This is a genomic window from Carboxylicivirga longa (assembly GCF_050589825.1).
Classification (GTDB): Bacteria; Bacteroidota; Bacteroidia; order Bacteroidales; family Marinilabiliaceae; genus Carboxylicivirga; species Carboxylicivirga longa.
The window spans coordinates 111,298-129,413 of sequence record NZ_JBNGOZ010000003.1 but is presented as its reverse complement, the minus strand read 5'-3'; the positions used below and the strand labels follow the sequence as shown (position 1 = coordinate 129,413).

The window sequence follows — 18,116 nt, the reverse complement described above, 5'->3', positions numbered from 1 at the left end:
TTGTGTGTGAATATCCAATACAAAATTTTAACCAGCCGTGGCCTATTTCAAATAGTAATCCGAATCAATTAGCCGATTCTCATCATTGGCATATAAAGCATAATTAAAACCTCGGTGCAGGCTGTAAGCACCCACCTCACCGGCTTTATTAATGGCCAGATAACCAATTTGAAAATCCTGGTACCCGGGTATCTTTTTAACGATACGGGCAATGGCCTCTTCCACCGCTTTTTGCGGACTTAAGCCTTGATTCATCAGCTCAACTACCAAAAAGGAGCCCAGCGTCTTCATCACCAGCTCGCCCATGCCCGTGGCAACGGCTCCGCCTATTTCATTATCGCAATACATGCCGGCACCAATAATGGGACTGTCTCCCACCCGTCCATGCATCTTATAAGCCAGCCCACTGGTAGTACAGGCACCCGAAATATCGCCTTTAGCATCCAGGGCCAGCATACCAATGGTATCGTGATTCTCAATGTTAATCACGGGCTTGTAATCAGAGGTCTTGCGCCATTCCTGCCATTGCTTTTTAGCTTTCTCGGTCAGTATGTTTTCCTCCACAAAGCCTTCCTCTTTGGCAAACTGCAGGGCACCGTCACCCGCCAGCATCACATGGGGTGTTTTCTCCATCACCCGCCGCGCTACTGATATGGGATGCTTAATATTTTCGAGCGCACATACCGAACCTGCATTTCCTGTCTCATCCATGATACAGGCATCCAGTGTTACAATGCCATCGCGGTCGGGACGTCCGCCATAGCCCACACTCATATCATTGGGATCGGCTTCCACCACCTTCACCCCTTGTTCTACAGCGTCCAAAGCACGTCCGCCACTTTTGAGCACCTGCCAACCTGCCTCATTGGCTTGCATACCATTTTTCCAGGTAGAAATAGCCAGCGGTTTTACAATACGTTTGCGTTTAAAAGCTGCTGCTTTCATATTGTTTGCCTGTGCACCGGCAGCCAGCAATCCCAGCGATGCCAAACCACTCTTCTTAATAAAATTTCTCCGTGAACTCATATTTTCGTTTGTTTTAAATCAAAGCATGCTGATACAGTATATAAAATTTTTATTTTTGATGCAGCACAACCAAATGTAACAAAATTAAGAATAGGATGACGGCCAATTCCAAGCTAGCACACCAAGATGAACATTTTTACGACATAATTGGCGATGTACACGGCCATCACCTGAAATTACAGCACCTGCTGATTAAACTTGGCTACTCCCTGCTAAACGGTGTGTGGACGCATGCCTACCGCACGGCCGTATTTGTGGGCGACTTTATTGACCGTGGGCCTAACAGCCGAGGTGTGATTAATGCTATACGTGATATGGTAAATGCCGGCACCGCGCTGGCCATCCTTGGCAACCACGAGGTCAATGCCATTTTCTATTTTACGAAAGATGATAAAGGACGACCCCTGCGCCTTCCGGGAAACAGCAATGCAAGGCTACTGAATAAATTTGAGCAGGAATATCATGGGAATACGGAGGCACTGAAAAAAGACATTAAGTGGCTGCGCACGCTGCCCCTATTCCTTGAGCTGAACGGCATTCGGGTAGTACATGCCTATTGGAACGATGCCCACATAGACAAACTTCGTAACCTGCATCGTAAGGGGAAACTAAAGAAACGCACCCTTAAGAAGCTGCGCGATACCGACACGGCTCTGGGGCGGGCCTTTGCTGAAACCATTAAAGGGGTTGAGCTGAAAATGCCCCGCGACCTGGTGATTAAAGATGCCGATAACATCAAACGCGACAGCTTCAGGGTGAAATGGTGGTGCGCGCCCACCGGCAAGACATTTAAAGAGCTGAGCTATGGTAATAAATTTGAGTTGCCCGACTACACCGTCCCCACCGAGATAATGAGCGACTACGCGGTGTATCCCAAAGAGGCACCCCTGGTGTTTGTAGGGCATTACTGCATGGGAAGAGGCCCTTTGATCCCCACCTCCAACGTATGCTGCGTGGATGCTTGCGTGACCGGCACCGGCCGCCTGGCCGCCTATCGCTACAACGGCGAAAAGGAGCCTTCAGCCGATCACTTTGTTTTTGGAAAGTAAGGATTAGTCTTTCGTTAGTAGGAATGAGATGTGAGAATTGAGATGAGACTAACCCAATTGTTCTTTAATTTAAAAGTAAATTACTTTCATCATACATGTCTTGTATTCAGTCGCTCGCATAAATTACAGGCATCTGCCCCTTCCACTTATTCCAAAGCTTATGGTCGTTTATCAATTCAGCCATAAAGTGTCCCACATTGATGCGACTTACCTTTCCTGAATCAAAAATAGCGCTTCTGATTGGAGAGGGATATAACTCATAATTACTCACTTCATCCTCATTTACCAAACCATCCGGCCTCACTGCCACCCATTCTATGTACCTATCACCCTTACCTATTTGGGTTCTTAGATAATCAGCCGCCTGTTCATTATCGGCATGTGGCGGAAGCAATAAGCGCAGAAGGGCAATTACACATTTTTGAGCCAAGGAAATTGATTCATTCAAGTCGCGGTTACTGTTTCCGGAAGTATTCATTAAAACATACTTAACAGGCCTTTGAGGTTGTTGCTTTTTGATGGCATCACAAAGTAGCATAGTTGCCTCTGTCACCAACTTTCTGGGCTTACCAAACATACCTTTGAAGGAAATATTGTGCCCCAGGCAGGATACAACTGCATCACATCCGGCTGTATGATTCATTAATTCGTTAGTACCCAACTCAAGGATACTTGCAGTAATAATTTCTAAGCTAGTGTTGTTATGCCATCCCTCCGGAAGATTTTCTTTTGAACGGACGATTATTTTAACTTTATTCTTCCTGAGCAGAAGCTGGTTGACCAAATGTCTTCCTGTGGCACCACTTGCACCTACAACTAATACTTTCATTACACGATGTTTTTAGGTGTTTTCACTATGCAAATCCTATCTTTTCCAAAGTTTAAAACTTTGGAAAAGCTTTAACTTCCATTACCGAAGGGGAAAGGCTTAAAGGCAATACTTACACCCCCCTTAATGGGATTGTGCAGTATGCATCAATCGGCCCCAACTGCCATCATTAAATATGTGATATACACATTAAAGGTCATGGCTAAAGCCTATATCCATGCAGAAGACGCTTCTGCTTTGAAAGGCAGGGTTTAAGGATATGCAGTTTTGAACCTGCTTTATTCCTCTGCGCTACATTTGAAAACATCCATACTACTGGCGCTCCTGTAGTTTTTTCCAGGCATGCATCTCCAGGAAACTGCCCTTCACGCCTGCCTCCATCACCTGATACAATTTAAATGGAACGGTGAAGGTCAAAATATCACTATCAACGGCCCACCGCTGTGAGATATCGAAAAAACCCATCACCCCCCTGGGATTTTCCTTCTTGGCTTCGGCATAGCCATAGAGGATTGATTGACAAGCTGCCCCAAAGGGCGCCGCCACACTTTGATTACTTCCCCGATTATAATCGGCCATCACCACCAGAGCGGACAGTTGATCGGCATTTGCAAAAAAGACGATTAACTCGGGTTTATCCTTCTCGGTGACTTGTTCCCAGGGTTTAAACACCACATACTCGGCATCCACATCGGTCATGGGCAACGAATCAACCCATTTCCTCGCCAGCTTAGGGTCCTTATAAAACCGTTCTCCCTCCATCATCATGGATCCTTCACGCCCCATTTGCTGAGCCATCTCCTTATTGCCGGTTGACAAAAGGCACTCGATGGGAAATTTCCCATAGCGATCGCCAAAGCCCAAACCGGTGCCTCCACCGGGGCAACCATAAGAATTACGGTCAAAAAAAGCAAGGCGGCCTTTCTTGCTTGCCGACACCAATAAAGAAGCCACACAACCACGCTTGCTTCCTTCCTTAAAATGCAGTCCTTCTTCAGGTTTTTCATCAGTGTGAATTATTGCCACCGGCTGCATTTTAAATCTCAAGGCCTCAATTAACTTGCTACTTATCGGATCCTCCATGATATATTGACTTTAGTGTTTTTTATGCCAGACCGTAATTTTCATCCATTTTTTCGATGGAAAACTTTATGTTGGTCTTTAAGGCTCTAAAAACTTTTAACACAGTTTCTATTGTAACATTTTTCGTATTGCGCTCAAGTTTCGATATCTGAGATTTATTGACACCTATTAATTCCCCAAGTTGTTCTTGGGTTAAGTTACGTTCTATTCTTACGCTTTTAATCATTGCTCCAAGAACTTCAACTTTCAGCTCAAACTCATAATCGTCTCGTTCTGAAGAACCTATTCTCCCGATATGTTTATCTTTAAGCTCATCTAAAGTCATCATCTTCATACTTCCCTTCGTGTTCATGATTGGCGCTTTATATTATTAAAGTATTCTTGTCTAATTTTTTCTGCTTTTTCAATTTCTGAATTTGAAACTTTATTTGATTTCTTAATAACTCCGTGTGTTGCTACTACCAACGTATCAACCTTATCTGTCTTATCCCAAAAAGCAAACACACGATATTGAAGCGTTAGAAACTTTGTCCTAAAATACCAAATTTCACCTTCGAGTTTCTCAGATAGTTTCGGGTCATTTAAATATCTTGTTTTGTCGATGTTATAGAAGATCTTATTGCGTGATTTACTGTCCAAACTGTTTACAAAATCAATGGCTTCATCTAGAAATATCACCTCAAATTTCTGCTTCATAAGAGACCCTTATTTCAATCCAAAGTTAGTGAATGTTTCCATATATTGAAACATTGCAAGGTATTATATGCCTTAAAGCTAACTATAAAAGCAAAAAGCATACAAGCAATGCACATTCAATACATGTCTTATAATCAGCATTCTAACAAGGCAATAGATACTCCTGCTCCTCTATGCATAAGTATTATCATCGGCTTTCTTACGGGTAAAAAAGGCAATTATGGCTGCGGTTACAGCACCCATAATCAGGCTGCCCACCATACTTTGTTGAATGTACGAGCGTAGGTTGAAATATGCCTCGGCCTGTTCGCGGCTCAGCTGTCCCTGCTCCACTGTATAAGCAATTATATTGGAAAAGTAATGGGGCGACAGATAGCTATGCGTTAGATACTGCCCCAGAGGACTCAGTAAACTTACAATAAGGGCAATGATAAGCCCTGATACAAAGCCTTGCGACCAGGACATGACTCCGCCGAGACTCTTGCGCTTGTCGAGCAGCGCCAATACATAAATAATAATGGCGGGGATGGCGAAGAAATTAGTTAAGATATGGTGGCGATCGATGCGCTCATCGTGCAGGCCAATCATCTTCTCAAATACTACCCAAAGTAACATAATGGCAAAAAAGATGATGCCCCACTTAAGTTCTATCGCAATTTTTTTCATGGTTCCAACGCTTTAATATATGAAATTTATTGGCGCTTTTGTAACAGCTTAACCGACCAAATGTTCCAGGAAAATATTGCAATATAATACCCCAAGTCAAGGAAAGAGACTTTTCCAACAGTCTAAAACTTTGAAAAAGTTAGCTATAAAAAACGCCGATGCGTACTACACCGGCGTTTCTTAATCTATTTCAAAACAGCATCTTACAAACTGTCGATTAATGCATTGAATGTTTCACTTGGTCGCATGGCTTTTGAGGCCAAATCAAATACGGGTGCATAATACCCCCCAATATCCATGGGCGCTCCCTGGGCTTTATTCAGCTCATCCACAATCAGCGCTTCGCGCTCGGCCATCTTCTGTGCCACAGGCATAAAGATAGCCTGCAGTTCTGCATCTTTACCTTGATGCGCCAGCGCTTGTGCCCAGTACATGGCCAGGTAGAAATGACTTCCCCGGTTGTCCAGCTCCTTCACCTTACGCGACGGAGACTTACGATTCTCAAGCAATGTTTCTGTTGCTTCATCCAGCGTTTCGGCCAGTACTTTTGCCTTGGCATTATTAGTACTTGTGCTAAGGTGTTCAAGCGATACGGCCAGCGCCAGAAACTCACCCAATGAATCCCATCTCAGGTGACCTTCCTGCTCAAACTGCTGCACATGCTTGGGCGCTGAGCCCCCTGCACCGGTTTCGAATAGCCCACCGCCCTTCATAAGGGGTACAATAGACAACATCTTGGCACTTGTACCCAACTCCAGTATGGGAAACAGATCGGTAAGATAATCGCGTAACACATTGCCGGTTACTGATATGGTATCTTCCCCTTTAATGATACGCTCCAGCGAATAACGGGTGGCTTCCTCTGGCGCCATTATATACAGTTCCAAACCTTGTGTATCATGATCAGAAAGATAGGCCTTTACCTTTTTAATGAGTTCCTGGTCGTGCGCCCGCATCTCATCAAGCCAAAATACGGCGGGTGTTCCTGTTGCCCGGCTCCTTTTAACAGCCAGCTTCACCCAGTCCTGCACCGGCGCATCTTTCACCTGGCACATGCGCCAGATATCACCTGCTTCTACGCTGTGCTCCAGCAGTACTTTACCGTCTTCATCAATTACGCTTACCGTTCCTGCTGAAGGTATATGAAAAGTCTTATCATGCGAGCCGTACTCCTCGGCTTTTTGCGCCATCAGTCCCACATTGGAAACACTTCCCATGGTTGTGGGATCAAAAGCCCCATGCTTCTTACAAAAATCAATGGTTTGCTGATATACCCCGGCGTAAGAACGATCGGGAATAGTATATACAGTATCCTTCAATTCTCCATCAGGTCCCCACATCTGACCCGAGCTACGAATGGCTGCCGGCATGGAGGCATCAATAATCACATCGCTGGGCACATGCAGGTTAGTGATACCCTTGTCGGAGTTCACCATGGCCAGCGGTGGGCGCTCGGCATAACACGCTTCTATGGTCGCTTCTATTTCACTGCGTTGGGGCATTGGCAACTTTGCTATCTTGGCCAGCATATCGCCCAAGCCGTTGTTGGCCGAGATACCGTTCTCGCGTAACAGATCTCCGTATTTCTCGAATACTTCATTAAAGAAGACTTCCACCACCTGTCCGAAAATAATCGGGTCAGACACTTTCATCATGGTTGCTTTCAGATGAACTGAGAAGAGGATATTATCCGCTTTGGCCTTTTCAATAGCCTCAGCCAGGAAAGCACGTAAGGCCTTCTTGCTCATAACAGCAGCATCAATAATCTCACCACTCTGAAGGGATAAACCCTCTTTTAAAATATACTTCTCCCCCTTCTCATCGCTCAATTCAATACGCACGACGGTCGCCTTTTCCAGGGTCAGCGATTGCTCGCTACCGTAAAAATCACCTTCGCTCATACTCATCACAGTGGATTTGGAGTCAGCACGCCAAGCACCCATGGAATGCGGATTTTTACGGGCATAATTCTTAACGGCACGCGGCGCACGTCGGTCGGAGTTACCCTCGCGCAAAACCGGGTTTACAGCACTTCCTTTGATCTTATCATAGCGGGTTTTAACGGCCTCTTCGGCAGCATTCTGTGGCTCTTCAGGGTAATCAGGCAAGGCATAACCTTTGGCCTGCAGCTCCTTAATAGCAGCCTGCATCTGTGGTATTGAGGCACTGATATTGGGCAGCTTAATGATATTAGCTTCCGGTGTTTGGGCCATCTGTCCCAGTTCAGCAAGAGCATCATCTATCTGCTGCTCCGGCTTCAGATAGTCCGGAAAGTTGGCAAGGATACGACCTGCCAGAGAAATATCACGGGTTTCAACACTTATGCCGGCCTGCCTTGTATAGGCTTCTACTATTGGCAATAATGAATAGGTTGCCAAGGCCGGCGCTTCGTCCGTTTTAGTGTAAATAATTTTCGGAGTTTGTGTTCTCATTTTAATCAATTATGAAATGAATACATGCCTAATGTTAACGTTTAATTGCTGGATGTGTTTAATGCAAGCTACCTTAAGTAGCTAAATGTCATCCCCTACAGTTCTCTACTCAAAATCCAGGTTAAACTGTTTACGAAAAGCTACCAGGGCCGGATTTTTCTCAGCCATCTCTTTATACTTATCCGCTACCGTATAAGCTCTTTTCGTTTGCGTCCCCTCATCCTGTGAAATTTCCAGATCCAGTTGAATAGCCGCATTGCGCAGGCTACGCCTTAGATACGAAAGAATTGAAGCACGCTCTTTATTGAGTTCGTGTTCCTGTGTTTTATTCAACAGTGTAATTCGCAGGCTGGCATCTTGCACCTGCCTGGGCGGATGGTTTTTATAAATGGTATGCAGGCGAGGTGATGATTCATGCTGCCGTGTATAGCTACGCCATGCGGTATCCAGCTGCTCCTGATTGAAGGCATCTTTCCAATTTGGATCGATGGGCGCTTCTGTTTTCTGCTGGTTTACCTGAGGCTCAGCGACAACATGTTGTTGAAACTTCTGCGCCAGATTTTTTAAAGACACCGACCTGATACCTCCTGCACTGCCATTGGCTTTGGGGGGTGGCGGTATCTTTGGTACTTGATTCTTGCCGCCTGCATTTTGCCGGACAGGCGCAGTAGCCTTGGGAATCACCTTACCCACCGTTACGATGGGAATCGGCTCATCGGCTGCTACTTTTTTTTTTCGCTGATGATGCGCGCCAGGCGAATAAGGGCAAACTCAATATGCAGGCGCTTATTCTTGGCCGAGCGGTAATTTTGCTCACTGTCATTAATAATCTTCAAAGCCTCATACAGAAAGTCAACCGAGCAATTCACTGCCTGACGGCTGTACTTCTCACGCGTGCTCTGCCCTACTTCTAACAGGCTTGCCGTCGCTTCGTCGCGACACATCAGTAAATCACGAAAATGACTATTGAGGCCCGCCATAAAATGCTGTGCATCGAAGCCCTTAAGCAAAATCTCGTTAAAAGTAAGAAGCCCCTGCTTATAATCCTCAGCCAGAAAAGCATCGGTTAGCTTAAAATAATAATCGTAATCCAGCACATTCAGGTTTTCAATAACCTGCTGATAACTAATATCCTTTCCCGAAAAAGCCACGATCTGATCGAAGATAGACAGCGCATCGCGCATGGCACCATCGGCCTTTTGAGCAATTACAGCCAAGCCTTCCTCTTCCACACTTACTCCTTCGCTTTCGGCCACGTATTTCAAATGCCCAACAGCATCGGATATGGTAATGCGATTAAAATCAAAGATTTGGCAACGCGAGAGTATGGTGGGTAATATCTTGTGCTTCTCGGTGGTGGCTAATATAAAGATAGCATGACGCGGCGGCTCCTCAAGGGTCTTCAGGAAGGCGTTGAATGCCGCCTGTGACAACATATGTACCTCGTCGATGATGTAAACAGAATAACTGCCTAACTGTGGGGGTACACGCACTTTATCAATCAGGCTGCGAATATCGTCCACCGAGTTATTACTGGCGGCATCCAGCTCATGAATATTGTACGAACGATTATCGTTAAAAGACATACATGACTCGCAGGCATTACAGGCTTCAAAATCATCCGATATATTCGAACAGTTGATTGTCTTAGCAAAGATACGCGCACAGGTAGTTTTACCCACACCACGCGAGCCACAGAACAAATACGCATGCGCTAAATGATTGCTTTTGATAGCATTCTTTAGTGTAGTAGTAATATTATCCTGTCCCACAACCGAACGAAAGGTAGCGGGTCTGTATTTTCTTGCCGAAACAATATATTCCATTCAATTTATTTTAATATAAGCAAATGCAGTAGTTCTCATTGCACTAGACTGAGACCTCCGCCATTTTTTTGCAAGACAAATATATAATTTCTTTGGGCGCTTCCCAATTTGCACCTTCATAAGTTATCAACAGACTCAAGGCTTTGTTTTCAATCTACTGACGGTACTGCGAAAAGCGGCTGCGCTACGATTAGTTCTAGTTTTCTTTTTTTTGAGCTAAATTTGGCACGATATTTATTGTCGAAACATCAAATTAAAATAAACGGATAGATATGAAAAAAGTAATTTTTGCCCTTTTGGCCATTTCAACAATGATGAGTTGTAAGACACAAAAAAATACCATTCCCGCCACGCAATTAACGCCTGCACAAAGTGTTAGTGAGCAATTTACAGAGACCAATCAGTGGGAGCTGAGCAGTTTTAAGGGGCAAACACCTGCCGAAGCAGGATTTGTAGCTAAGACGCCTATGCTTGTCATTAACAAAGCAGAACAGAAAGCCGGTGGTAATGGCGGCTGCAACTCCTTTGGTGCGCAAATACTTATCGAAGGCGATAACATTACCTTCAGTAATGTATTTTCAACCAAGATGTACTGCGGCGGCGTGCCTGAAAATGAATTTTTCAAATTGCTGCAACAAAAATTTCAGTACAAGATAAGCGGCAACACCCTGGAGTTGATAAAAGATGATGTTGTGTTACTTGCTTTTACCCTGAAAGCAGAGTAGAAAACTTCTGATAAAATTATTTGCGATCACGCTAAGGATATCTTACAGCCTTAGCGTGATTTTTTTATCCGCTAACCTGAGGGAAAACACATTTAAAGATTAAAATCCCTCCAGGATTCAAAAACGATATTATCTTAATATGCCCAGGATTACATCCAGGGCTATTCAAAGTAAACCACATTCGTGGTTTTTAATACAATAATCCTGAATGGATCAAATAGCAATGTACGATGTGTAAGGGGGTATGATTTGGCATAACATTCGCAATATCAAACCTAAACATCCCATCACCTCTTCCCTTTTTGCCTCAGCAAAAGGGGAAGTACCGTGCCAAGGGCGCGGGGATGGGGATCAACAACCTAAACCCTATCTTATAACAAGAATGATGCTAACGAACTTAAAAACACCACTAACAACCATAAGGCGGTTGAATTTTGAAGGTTTGTCACGTATCCCCACCTTACAACACTTCCAGAATCAGCGTAACCAGCACAGGTACCAGGATGGTAAGGACAATACCACTAAATATTGCGACGATACCGTACTCTTTACCGGTGAACTTCACAATAACCGGCAATGTTGTGTCCATGGCCGTTGCGCCCCCCGTGGCGATGCCGGCCAGCTTACCAAAGTATTTAACGAGAATAGGCACTGCCAACAGAGTGATAATTTCGCGAAAGATATTGGACAAGAGCGCTACGACGCCCAGCTCCTGACTGTGCAACTGCCCAATAAAGATGCTGGATAGCGAATAATAACCAAATCCGGCACCCACCGCCATGGCCTCCTTAACATTCACGTCACTGAGCATGAAGGATACTACAGAAGCACCTACCAGGCTGCCCACGATCACTGATAGGGGCACCAACACCACCTTAACATTAAGCTTGCGCAAGATATAAAAAGCATTACGATCGCTGCCAATGCTGATGCCCACCAAAAACATGAGTATAAACAAGGCATACGTTGTTAAATCATCACTAAGCAACCATTGCGGAAACCATTGTGCAATACCCCCGATTAAGCCCAGAGCAAAAAAACCCAGAATAATGATACTACCCTTCATAATCAGCTCCTTTCCCAGCTTTAAAGAAGAAGTGATAGACCAATGCTGCGAGCAACACACTGCCGCCCACAGCTCCAATAGTCAGCCAAAAAGCCGTGTAACCAATACGGGAAAAGTTATTGATAATGTCAGCATTAGTACCCACGGCTATGCCCAATAAAAACAATAAGAGATACACCGACCAGGTAACGGCGGCATCTATTCCTTTACGTGCCTTGTCCTTATCGCGCATCAGGCGACCAAAGCCAATTCCCATAGCAAACAAAGCAATTACAATATACGACGTCATAACATCAAAAAAATAAGATAATTAATCGCGCGGCACCCTTTTATCCTCCGGGAAGCGCTGTTTATACTCTTCCCAAAAACTTTTGACATCGCGCTTCATTTCTTTGTGCAAAAATAATAAACCAAACAGGTTGGGAATGGTCATTAGCGCGATTGTTATGCCCGAAAGCGTCCAGATAATGGTGGTATCGACAAAAGAGGCGATGAAAAAACCGATGACGTAAACTAAATGGTACCATAATACATATTTAGAACCCCATAGATAGGTGATGGCACGGTCGCCGTAGTACGACCACGAGATGGCCGTAGAGAAGGCAAAAAGCAGCAGTCCAATGGACACGATGTATTGTCCCCAGTGACCAAACCAACTACGCGTAAAAGCTACAGCCGTAAGTGGCGCACTATGAATGAGCGACTTACCCTCTATGACAATTTTATTGTTGCCGCTGTGCGAAAACTGTGCTTTAATACGCTCAAACAGGCCCAATGCTTTATCCTGAATAATAATATTGCCCTCGTTCACTGATAGCACCCCGCTATATGGCCGCTGTCCCCGCTTCACCTTCACCTCTTCGGCCAGGGAGCGTGCATGAATGAGTGTAACAGGTGTTAGGATACGGCCTTCCTCAACCCTGAGTTCCCCACTGAATAAGGGCAAAATCTTATCGCCCAATACATGCTGCGCCAGCTCCTTGCGTCCCTCTGCATTGTCATCGCTGATATGCTCCGAACTGATCACTTGCAAGTCAACGAGCTGAAAGCGATTATCCACCTTTTCGCGCCAAACGCCCGAGGAAAGCAGCACCAAGCCCGTCAGACTGCAAATAATTATGGTATCGATAAAAGGCTCCAAGAGGGCCACCAGGCCTTCTGAAACAGGCTCGTGAGCCTTGGCAGCCGCGTGAGCGATGGGTGCCGACCCCTGCCCTGCCTCATTGGAGAACAAGCCCCGGTTAACACCGCGGTTAAAAGCAAAGGCAATAGTGGCCCCCAGGAAACCACCACTGGCCGAAGAGCCTGTAAATATATCTCCTACAATGGCCTGTAGCGAAGGCCATATATTATCGTAATTGAATAAAATAACTGCCATAGCTCCAATGAAATAGATAACAGCCATGGCGGGCACCAAACGCGAAGTTACCAGCGCAATGCGCTTAATGCCGCCAATGATAACAAAGCCCAACAGCACTGCCAATACCAGGCCGGTAAGCATATGGGGAATACCAAAGGTGGCAAACAAAGAATTGGAGATACTATTAATCTGCGGAAGACTGCCCGTACCAAATGAGGATAGTATTGTAGCCAGGGCAAAAATACCGGCAATCCAGTGACCGGTTTTCAATATTTTACCGCCCGGCATTTTAATGTTAAGCCGCTTACGCATGTAATACATGGGACCGCCCGCTATAGAACCGTCCTCAGCCTTCTCGCGATACTTATGTGAAAGGGTTACCTCCACAAACTTGGTGGTCATACCAAACAGCGCCGTTACCAACATCCAGAAAAGAGCAGCAGGACCGCCCAGGTGCACAGCCAGGGCCACCCCGGCAATATTACCGGTACCCACCGTACCCGACAAAGCAGTGGTGAGAGCCTGAAAATGGGAGGTATCTCCCTCATCATCGTCCTTATCGAACTTACCCCTTACAATGCGTAAGGCATATCTAAAATAGCGAAACTGAGGAAATTTAAGATAAAAAGTAAAAAAAATACCGGTGAGTAAAAGAAATAAAACAAACCAAATATGACTGCCTATGTACGCGTCGATTAAGAGCAAAAACTCATTGATTATCTGCATAGAATTGGATCTAAGATTATTGTAATGTGTAGATTTTCTATAACAAATATTGTTTTTGAATGGGACATAGGCAAGTTTTTAAAGCCCAAAAACTACTTATTGTAAGCCTAACTTATTTTAACGATGATTGTTCTCAGCGCTATGATTTTCAAATATAGTGTTGGCATATCAAAAGATTGATCTGTGGTTTTTCCTATCTTTACAAGGCTAATCCCAATGAGCATGAATGAATTTAACCGTTTGTTTGAAAGCGAAGCCAAATGGGGCGAAAAAAAAGCCATGCAGTTCCGTTGGGTCTTACTGACAGTTATAATTGTTTTAATCAGTTATATTTATTCACGTGGACATCGGTACGAAGCATTAGTATCTGCCTTTCCCATTGCGCTATACGGTGGATATAACTTCTCCCTCTATTGGATCTTAAAGAAACATACCCTCCATACCTGGGTACCCTACCTCTCAGTCACCATCGATATTGTGGTATTATCCCTCCACATCTATAACTACTCCATCTTATTCAGTCCCATTGGTGTGGCCACCGCAGCCTCGGCATTCATCTATCCCATTCTGATTTTAATGGCGGTACTTCGGTACGATCGACGCCTCGTTATCTACGCCACCCTATTGACCCTATTCTGCTATAACCTGATTTATTACCTGCGCTTGTCCGCCATCGATTCACAGCTAATAGGCAGTGTCGTATCCGCCGATCCGGCCGGTCACTTCTACCGCAGCATCTACATGGGCCTACTTGGTTATTTTACATTAAACATACCCGCCATGATTGATCGCCTGGTCGCTAAGCAAGCCAAAATACTGTCAGAAAAAAACAAGGCAGATCTTGATCTGGCACTGGAAAAACAGAAAAAAAAGATGGCGCTGCAAAGACTGGATGCAGAAAAAGAGGTCACAAAGAAACTGGCTGATCAAAAAGAGAAAATTTCACAACAGAATGAAGAACTCCAGCAGCTCAACCAAACCAAAGACAGGCTCTTCTCCATCATCGGGCACGACCTGCGCAATCCGTTTACGGTTCAAAAATCCATTGCGCAGCTATTACTTACCGACATCGATAACTATTCCAAAGAAGATCTCAGCGACGGACTAAAAGTTATTCTGCGCTCGGCTGATACAGGTAACGACCTGCTCAACAACCTCCTTCAATGGGCTCGATCGCAAAGCGCACGCCTTAGCTACCAACCGCAGCCACTTAATCTTACACCGGTGATCCGTAAAATAACCGGCGCCTACCAAGATATGGCTGCACAGAAGTCGATTACTGTCACTATACAGGATAATAGCAAAAACCAGGGATGCGTTAAAGCCGATATTAACATGGTACAAACGATTCTCCGTAACCTGATTGTTAATGCCATTAAGTTTTCGTACGAGCAGGGAGAAATTACCATTCAACTGTGGCAGCAAGATGGATATATAAAAGTAGCCATTAAAGACCAAGGCGTTGGAATTGATTCCGAACGGCTACCGCTACTTTTTGAATACAGCAAAGCTATTTCTACACCGGGCACCGGTAATGAAAAAGGCACCGGTTTGGGACTAATACTCTGCAAGGAATTTGTGATGAGAAACGGCGGACAAATCCATGTATACAGTAAAAAAGGTGAAGGCTCCACATTTATCTTCACCCTTCCGGCAAATTAAAACTATCAGCGGGTACCTTTTTATTCATTTCACGGCCACACGATAACACAAAAGCACAAGTCTAAACCCGCTCAATAGAAAAAGGCTGTTGCACTGGCTAATCTATTTGCCGACAACAGCCTTGAAAAAAAATCCTTTAAACTTATCAGATGTGAATCACTTCATCGTAGGCAGCAGCGGCAGCTTCCATCACCGCCTCCGACATGGTGGGGTGCGGATGCACTGCCTTGATGATCTCGTGCCCCGTAGTCTCCAACTTACGCGCTGTTACCAACTCGGCAATCATCTCTGTTACATTAGCGCCTATGAGGTGTGCCCCCAGTAATTCGCCGTATTTAGCATCAAAAATAAGCTTTACAAAGCCATCCTTATGACCCGCTGCACTGGCCTTGCCGGAGGCCGAGAAGGGAAACTTACCCACTTTTAGCTCGTAACCAGCCTCTTTAGCAGCCTTCTCTGTCATACCCACCGAAGCTACTTCAGGCGATGTATAGGTACATCCGGGTATGTTGCCATAATCCAAAGCCTCGGGCTTATGACCTGCTATTTTCTCAACACAGATAATTCCCTCGGCCGATGCCACGTGAGCCAAGGCCTGCCCCGGCACAAGATCACCAATGGCATAGATACCTTCAGCACTTGTGCGGTAGTATTCATCTACCTTCACGCGACCATTTTCGAGCTCCACACCGGCCTCTTCCAGCCCCAGATTTTCAACATTAGGACTAATGCCTACTGCCGAAAGCACAATATCGGCCTCATGCTCTTCTTCCCCTTTCTTGGTTTTGATCACCACTTTTACCTTATCACCTGAGGTATCTACCTGTGTTACCTCGGCGGCTGTCATGACTTTGATGCCGGCCTTTTTAAAGGAGCGCCCCAATTGCTTGGACACCTCTTCATCTTCAACAGGCACAATAGTAGGCATATATTCCACCAATGTTACCTTGGTACCAATGGCGTTATAGAAATAGGCAAACTCACTGCCAATGGCTCCCGATCCTACCACAATCATCGATTTGGGCTGCTTATCGAGGGTGAGTGCCTTGCGGTAACCAATCACCTTCTCGCCATCCTGCGGTAGGTTGGGTAGCTGACGACTGCGTGCTCCCGTGGCAAGCAAGATGTGATTGGCACTGTAAACTGTTTTATCGCCGGACTCACTGCTTACTTCCACCTGTTTATTGCCCAGGAGCTTACCGGCTCCTTGTATCACCTCTATCTTATTCTTTTTAAGCAAGTACTGAATGCCTTTACTCATGCCATCGGCTACTCCACGACTGCGCTTTACCATGGCCTCGAAGTCGGCACTGGCTTCGCCTTTAATATTAATACCATAATCGGCAGCATGCTGAAGGTATTCAAATACACTGGCACTCTTCAGCAGCGATTTGGTGGGGATACAACCCCAATTGAGGCAGATACCTCCCAGCTCGGAGCGTTCAACAACTGCCACCTTCAGGCCTAACTGTGATGCACGAATGGCCGCCACGTATCCGCCCGGCCCACTACCAATAACTAATAAATCGTAATTCATTGTATGCTATTTTATTTCTTATTTGACAAAAAAGAATTTCATCTTGATATGATATGCACAAGGGCACATCAACTACATAAACAAAATTAATGGCAGAGAGTTTGAAATAAAACGATAAATATCAAGTATTGGCACAAAAAAAGGAGACCCACGGCCTCCTTTTTTTAATTTACAATCAAGTTACTACGCTATAGTATCCATTAATTTAATAGTTCTGCCACTTTAGCATGCAGATCATCACCACGCAGGTTTTTGGCGATGATGCGTCCCTCTTTATCCAGCAAAATGGTATGAGGAATGCCCGATACGGCATACATTTTAGCCACCTCATTTTGCCATCCTTTAAGGTCTGACACATGGTTCCAGGTTAATTGATCGTCTTCAATAGCCTTTAGCCAGGCATCTTTTTTCTGATCCAATGAAATGCCCAGGATATCGAATCCTTTGTCTTTAAATTCGTCATACAGCTTCACCACGTTGGGGTTTTCGCGACGGCAAGGACCACACCAGCTGGCCCAGAAGTCAAGCAGCATATATTTTCCTTTGAACGACGACAGAGAAACCGGGTTGCCCTCCGTATCATTCATGGTGAAATCGGGTGCCATCTCACCTACGGCCACAGCTTCAAGCTTTGTAATTTTCTCACTTAGCTTTTGATAATAGGTAGATTCCGACAAAGAAGCATCCAGCAGCGCCAAACCTTCTTTCATTTCCTCGATGGAGCGGTGTCCGTAAATATTGGAAACCACAAAAGCCGAAACGGGTGACTTAGGGTTGGCCTTCACCACCTCAAGCTGCACAGCCTCCATCTCGGCATTGTTGGCATCATACTCTTCAATAATGGCTTTTTGCTTGGCTGTATCGCCGGCCTGACCAGCCTCGCCATAGGCTTTTTTCAATTCTTCATTTTTGGCATTAATTACCTTTGAAGCATCGCTGATTGACTTATAAGTTTCAAAAACAGCACCGCCCGTAATACTTGCCTCGTTAATAGCGTCCAGAGAACCATTGATGGTATAATCCGCATTATCGGCAAAGAAATTTAAGGTTTTACGACCTCCGGCTTCGCCCAGAATAACAAATACAGGCTCACTCAGTTCCGTTGCGTAATCGAGTACGCCATCCACAATATTTAAGGTGTCTTTTACATTCACACCGCTCTTATCATACACACTGATAACAACCACTTTATCGGTCGCCCCTTCCAAGGTACCGCTGATGGTAAAGCTTGCTTTCTGTGGCTGACAGGCCGCCAAGAAAAGCATTGCCGCTGTGGCAAGAAATAATAGATTTTTCATTGAAAAATGTTTTTTTGACGCTTGTCTGATATGCAAGCATCGGGATTGTTATTTATACGGCCATAAATATACATGCACAGATGTACATATCAAAACAGGCGCATAAAAAAAGCCACCTCCGGAGAAGTAACTTTT

The 18,116-nt window shown here is 45.0% G+C and carries 17 protein-coding genes; 3 read left to right on the top strand and 14 right to left on the bottom strand.

Features of this window, described 5'->3' with window-relative positions; translation table 11 throughout:
• Nucleotides 1-42: 42 nt before the first annotated feature.
• Entirely contained in the window at nt 43-1,026 is a 984-nt protein-coding gene (locus tag ACRD7A_RS03695; RefSeq protein ID WP_430810947.1) for a glycosylasparaginase, read from the bottom strand.
• A 95-nt stretch (nt 1,027-1,121) separates the two neighbouring features.
• On the opposite strand from ACRD7A_RS03695, the gene ACRD7A_RS03690 reads away from it, so the two are divergent.
• Nucleotides 1,122-2,075 (top strand): metallophosphoesterase, encoded by a 954-nt coding sequence (locus ACRD7A_RS03690; protein WP_430810946.1) that lies wholly within the window; start codon nt 1,122-1,124, stop codon nt 2,073-2,075.
• 106 nt (nt 2,076-2,181) lie between these two features.
• On the opposite strand, the gene ACRD7A_RS03685 is transcribed toward ACRD7A_RS03690, so the two are convergent.
• The 8 genes from ACRD7A_RS03685 to ACRD7A_RS03650 all read right to left on the bottom strand — a co-directional run bounded on the left by ACRD7A_RS03685 (nt 2,182) and on the right by ACRD7A_RS03650 (nt 9,607).
• On the bottom strand, nt 2,182-2,904 hold the full coding sequence (locus tag ACRD7A_RS03685; protein ID WP_430810945.1) for an NAD(P)-dependent oxidoreductase: 723 nt from the start codon (nt 2,902-2,904) through the stop codon (nt 2,182-2,184).
• Between the two features lie 312 nt (nt 2,905-3,216).
• On the bottom strand, nt 3,217-3,987 hold the full coding sequence (locus ACRD7A_RS03680) for a DUF169 domain-containing protein (RefSeq protein WP_430810944.1): 771 nt from the start codon (nt 3,985-3,987) through the stop codon (nt 3,217-3,219).
• Between the two features lie 22 nt (nt 3,988-4,009).
• Nucleotides 4,010-4,339 (bottom strand): helix-turn-helix domain-containing protein, encoded by a 330-nt coding sequence (locus ACRD7A_RS03675; protein ID WP_430810943.1) that lies wholly within the window; start codon nt 4,337-4,339, stop codon nt 4,010-4,012.
• Nucleotides 4,336-4,683 (bottom strand): type II toxin-antitoxin system RelE/ParE family toxin, encoded by a 348-nt coding sequence (locus ACRD7A_RS03670; protein ID WP_430810942.1) that lies wholly within the window; start codon nt 4,681-4,683, stop codon nt 4,336-4,338. Before ACRD7A_RS03670 ends, ACRD7A_RS03675 begins: the two co-directional genes overlap by 4 nt.
• 171 nt (nt 4,684-4,854) lie before the next feature.
• Nucleotides 4,855-5,349, bottom strand: coding sequence for a DUF4199 domain-containing protein (locus ACRD7A_RS03665; protein WP_430810941.1), 495 nt, complete (start codon nt 5,347-5,349; stop codon nt 4,855-4,857).
• Nucleotides 5,350-5,552: 203 nt separating this feature from the next.
• Complete coding sequence (locus tag ACRD7A_RS03660; RefSeq protein ID WP_430810940.1) at nt 5,553-7,781, bottom strand: NADP-dependent isocitrate dehydrogenase; 2,229 nt, start codon at nt 7,779-7,781, stop codon at nt 5,553-5,555.
• 105 nt (nt 7,782-7,886) lie between these two features.
• Nucleotides 7,887-8,474, bottom strand: coding sequence for a DUF8493 domain-containing protein (locus ACRD7A_RS03655; protein WP_430810939.1), 588 nt, complete (start codon nt 8,472-8,474; stop codon nt 7,887-7,889).
• A 29-nt stretch (nt 8,475-8,503) separates the two neighbouring features.
• A complete protein-coding gene (locus ACRD7A_RS03650) occupies nt 8,504-9,607 on the bottom strand; it encodes a DNA polymerase III subunit gamma/tau (protein WP_430810938.1) in 1,104 nt (367 codons plus the stop codon).
• 272 nt (nt 9,608-9,879) lie between these two features.
• On the opposite strand from ACRD7A_RS03650, the gene ACRD7A_RS03645 reads away from it, so the two are divergent.
• Nucleotides 9,880-10,332 carry an META domain-containing protein gene (locus ACRD7A_RS03645; protein WP_430810937.1) on the top strand — a complete coding sequence of 151 codons (453 nt, stop codon included), beginning with the start codon at nt 9,880-9,882 and terminating at the stop codon, nt 10,330-10,332.
• A gap of 460 nt (nt 10,333-10,792) precedes the next feature.
• Here ACRD7A_RS03645 and ACRD7A_RS03640 read toward each other — a convergent pair whose 3' ends face one another.
• From ACRD7A_RS03640 to ACRD7A_RS03630, 3 genes are read right to left on the bottom strand one after another with little or no spacing between them, the layout of a single operon-like run.
• Nucleotides 10,793-11,398: a LysO family transporter gene (locus ACRD7A_RS03640; RefSeq protein ID WP_430810936.1), complete on the bottom strand. Its 606-nt coding sequence runs from the start codon at nt 11,396-11,398 to the stop codon at nt 10,793-10,795.
• On the bottom strand, nt 11,388-11,687 hold the full coding sequence (locus ACRD7A_RS03635; protein WP_430810935.1) for a LysO family transporter: 300 nt from the start codon (nt 11,685-11,687) through the stop codon (nt 11,388-11,390). The genes ACRD7A_RS03640 and ACRD7A_RS03635 overlap by 11 nt, the downstream gene beginning before the upstream one ends.
• 21 nt (nt 11,688-11,708) lie before the next feature.
• Nucleotides 11,709-13,484 carry an alanine/glycine:cation symporter family protein gene (locus tag ACRD7A_RS03630; protein ID WP_430810934.1) on the bottom strand — a complete coding sequence of 592 codons (1,776 nt, stop codon included), beginning with the start codon at nt 13,482-13,484 and terminating at the stop codon, nt 11,709-11,711.
• Between the two features lie 222 nt (nt 13,485-13,706).
• On the opposite strand from ACRD7A_RS03630, the gene ACRD7A_RS03625 reads away from it, so the two are divergent.
• Nucleotides 13,707-15,146 (top strand): ATP-binding protein, encoded by a 1,440-nt coding sequence (locus ACRD7A_RS03625; protein ID WP_430810933.1) that lies wholly within the window; start codon nt 13,707-13,709, stop codon nt 15,144-15,146.
• 145 nt (nt 15,147-15,291) lie between these two features.
• On the opposite strand, the gene lpdA is transcribed toward ACRD7A_RS03625, so the two are convergent.
• Complete coding sequence (lpdA, locus tag ACRD7A_RS03620; RefSeq protein ID WP_430810932.1) at nt 15,292-16,683, bottom strand: dihydrolipoyl dehydrogenase; 1,392 nt, start codon at nt 16,681-16,683, stop codon at nt 15,292-15,294.
• Between the two features lie 200 nt (nt 16,684-16,883).
• Nucleotides 16,884-17,981, bottom strand: a complete 1,098-nt coding sequence (locus tag ACRD7A_RS03615; RefSeq protein WP_430810931.1) for a redoxin domain-containing protein — start codon at nt 17,979-17,981, stop codon at nt 16,884-16,886.
• Nucleotides 17,982-18,116 lie beyond the last annotated feature (135 nt).

Bases quoted from the DNA above. Each gene is read 5' to 3' on its own strand.
- ACRD7A_RS03695 (WP_430810947.1), bottom strand. From the start codon at position 1,026: ATGAGTTCACGGAGAAATTTTATTAAGAAGAGTGGTTTGGCATCGCTG.
- ACRD7A_RS03690 (WP_430810946.1), top strand. From the start codon at position 1,122: ATGACGGCCAATTCCAAGCTAGCACACCAAGATGAACATTTTTACGAC.
- ACRD7A_RS03685 (WP_430810945.1), bottom strand. From the start codon at position 2,904: ATGAAAGTATTAGTTGTAGGTGCAAGTGGTGCCACAGGAAGACATTTG.
- ACRD7A_RS03680 (WP_430810944.1), bottom strand. From the start codon at position 3,987: ATGGAGGATCCGATAAGTAGCAAGTTAATTGAGGCCTTGAGATTTAAA.
- ACRD7A_RS03675 (WP_430810943.1), bottom strand. From the start codon at position 4,339: ATGAACACGAAGGGAAGTATGAAGATGATGACTTTAGATGAGCTTAAA.
- ACRD7A_RS03670 (WP_430810942.1), bottom strand. From the start codon at position 4,683: ATGAAGCAGAAATTTGAGGTGATATTTCTAGATGAAGCCATTGATTTT.
- ACRD7A_RS03665 (WP_430810941.1), bottom strand. From the start codon at position 5,349: ATGAAAAAAATTGCGATAGAACTTAAGTGGGGCATCATCTTTTTTGCC.
- ACRD7A_RS03660 (WP_430810940.1), bottom strand. From the start codon at position 7,781: ATGAGAACACAAACTCCGAAAATTATTTACACTAAAACGGACGAAGCG.
- ACRD7A_RS03650 (WP_430810938.1), bottom strand. From the start codon at position 9,607: ATGGAATATATTGTTTCGGCAAGAAAATACAGACCCGCTACCTTTCGT.
- ACRD7A_RS03645 (WP_430810937.1), top strand. From the start codon at position 9,880: ATGAAAAAAGTAATTTTTGCCCTTTTGGCCATTTCAACAATGATGAGT.
- ACRD7A_RS03640 (WP_430810936.1), bottom strand. From the start codon at position 11,398: ATGAAGGGTAGTATCATTATTCTGGGTTTTTTTGCTCTGGGCTTAATC.
- ACRD7A_RS03635 (WP_430810935.1), bottom strand. From the start codon at position 11,687: ATGACGTCGTATATTGTAATTGCTTTGTTTGCTATGGGAATTGGCTTT.
- ACRD7A_RS03630 (WP_430810934.1), bottom strand. From the start codon at position 13,484: ATGCAGATAATCAATGAGTTTTTGCTCTTAATCGACGCGTACATAGGC.
- ACRD7A_RS03625 (WP_430810933.1), top strand. From the start codon at position 13,707: ATGAATGAATTTAACCGTTTGTTTGAAAGCGAAGCCAAATGGGGCGAA.
- lpdA (WP_430810932.1), bottom strand. From the start codon at position 16,683: ATGAATTACGATTTATTAGTTATTGGTAGTGGGCCGGGCGGATACGTG.
- ACRD7A_RS03615 (WP_430810931.1), bottom strand. From the start codon at position 17,981: ATGAAAAATCTATTATTTCTTGCCACAGCGGCAATGCTTTTCTTGGCG.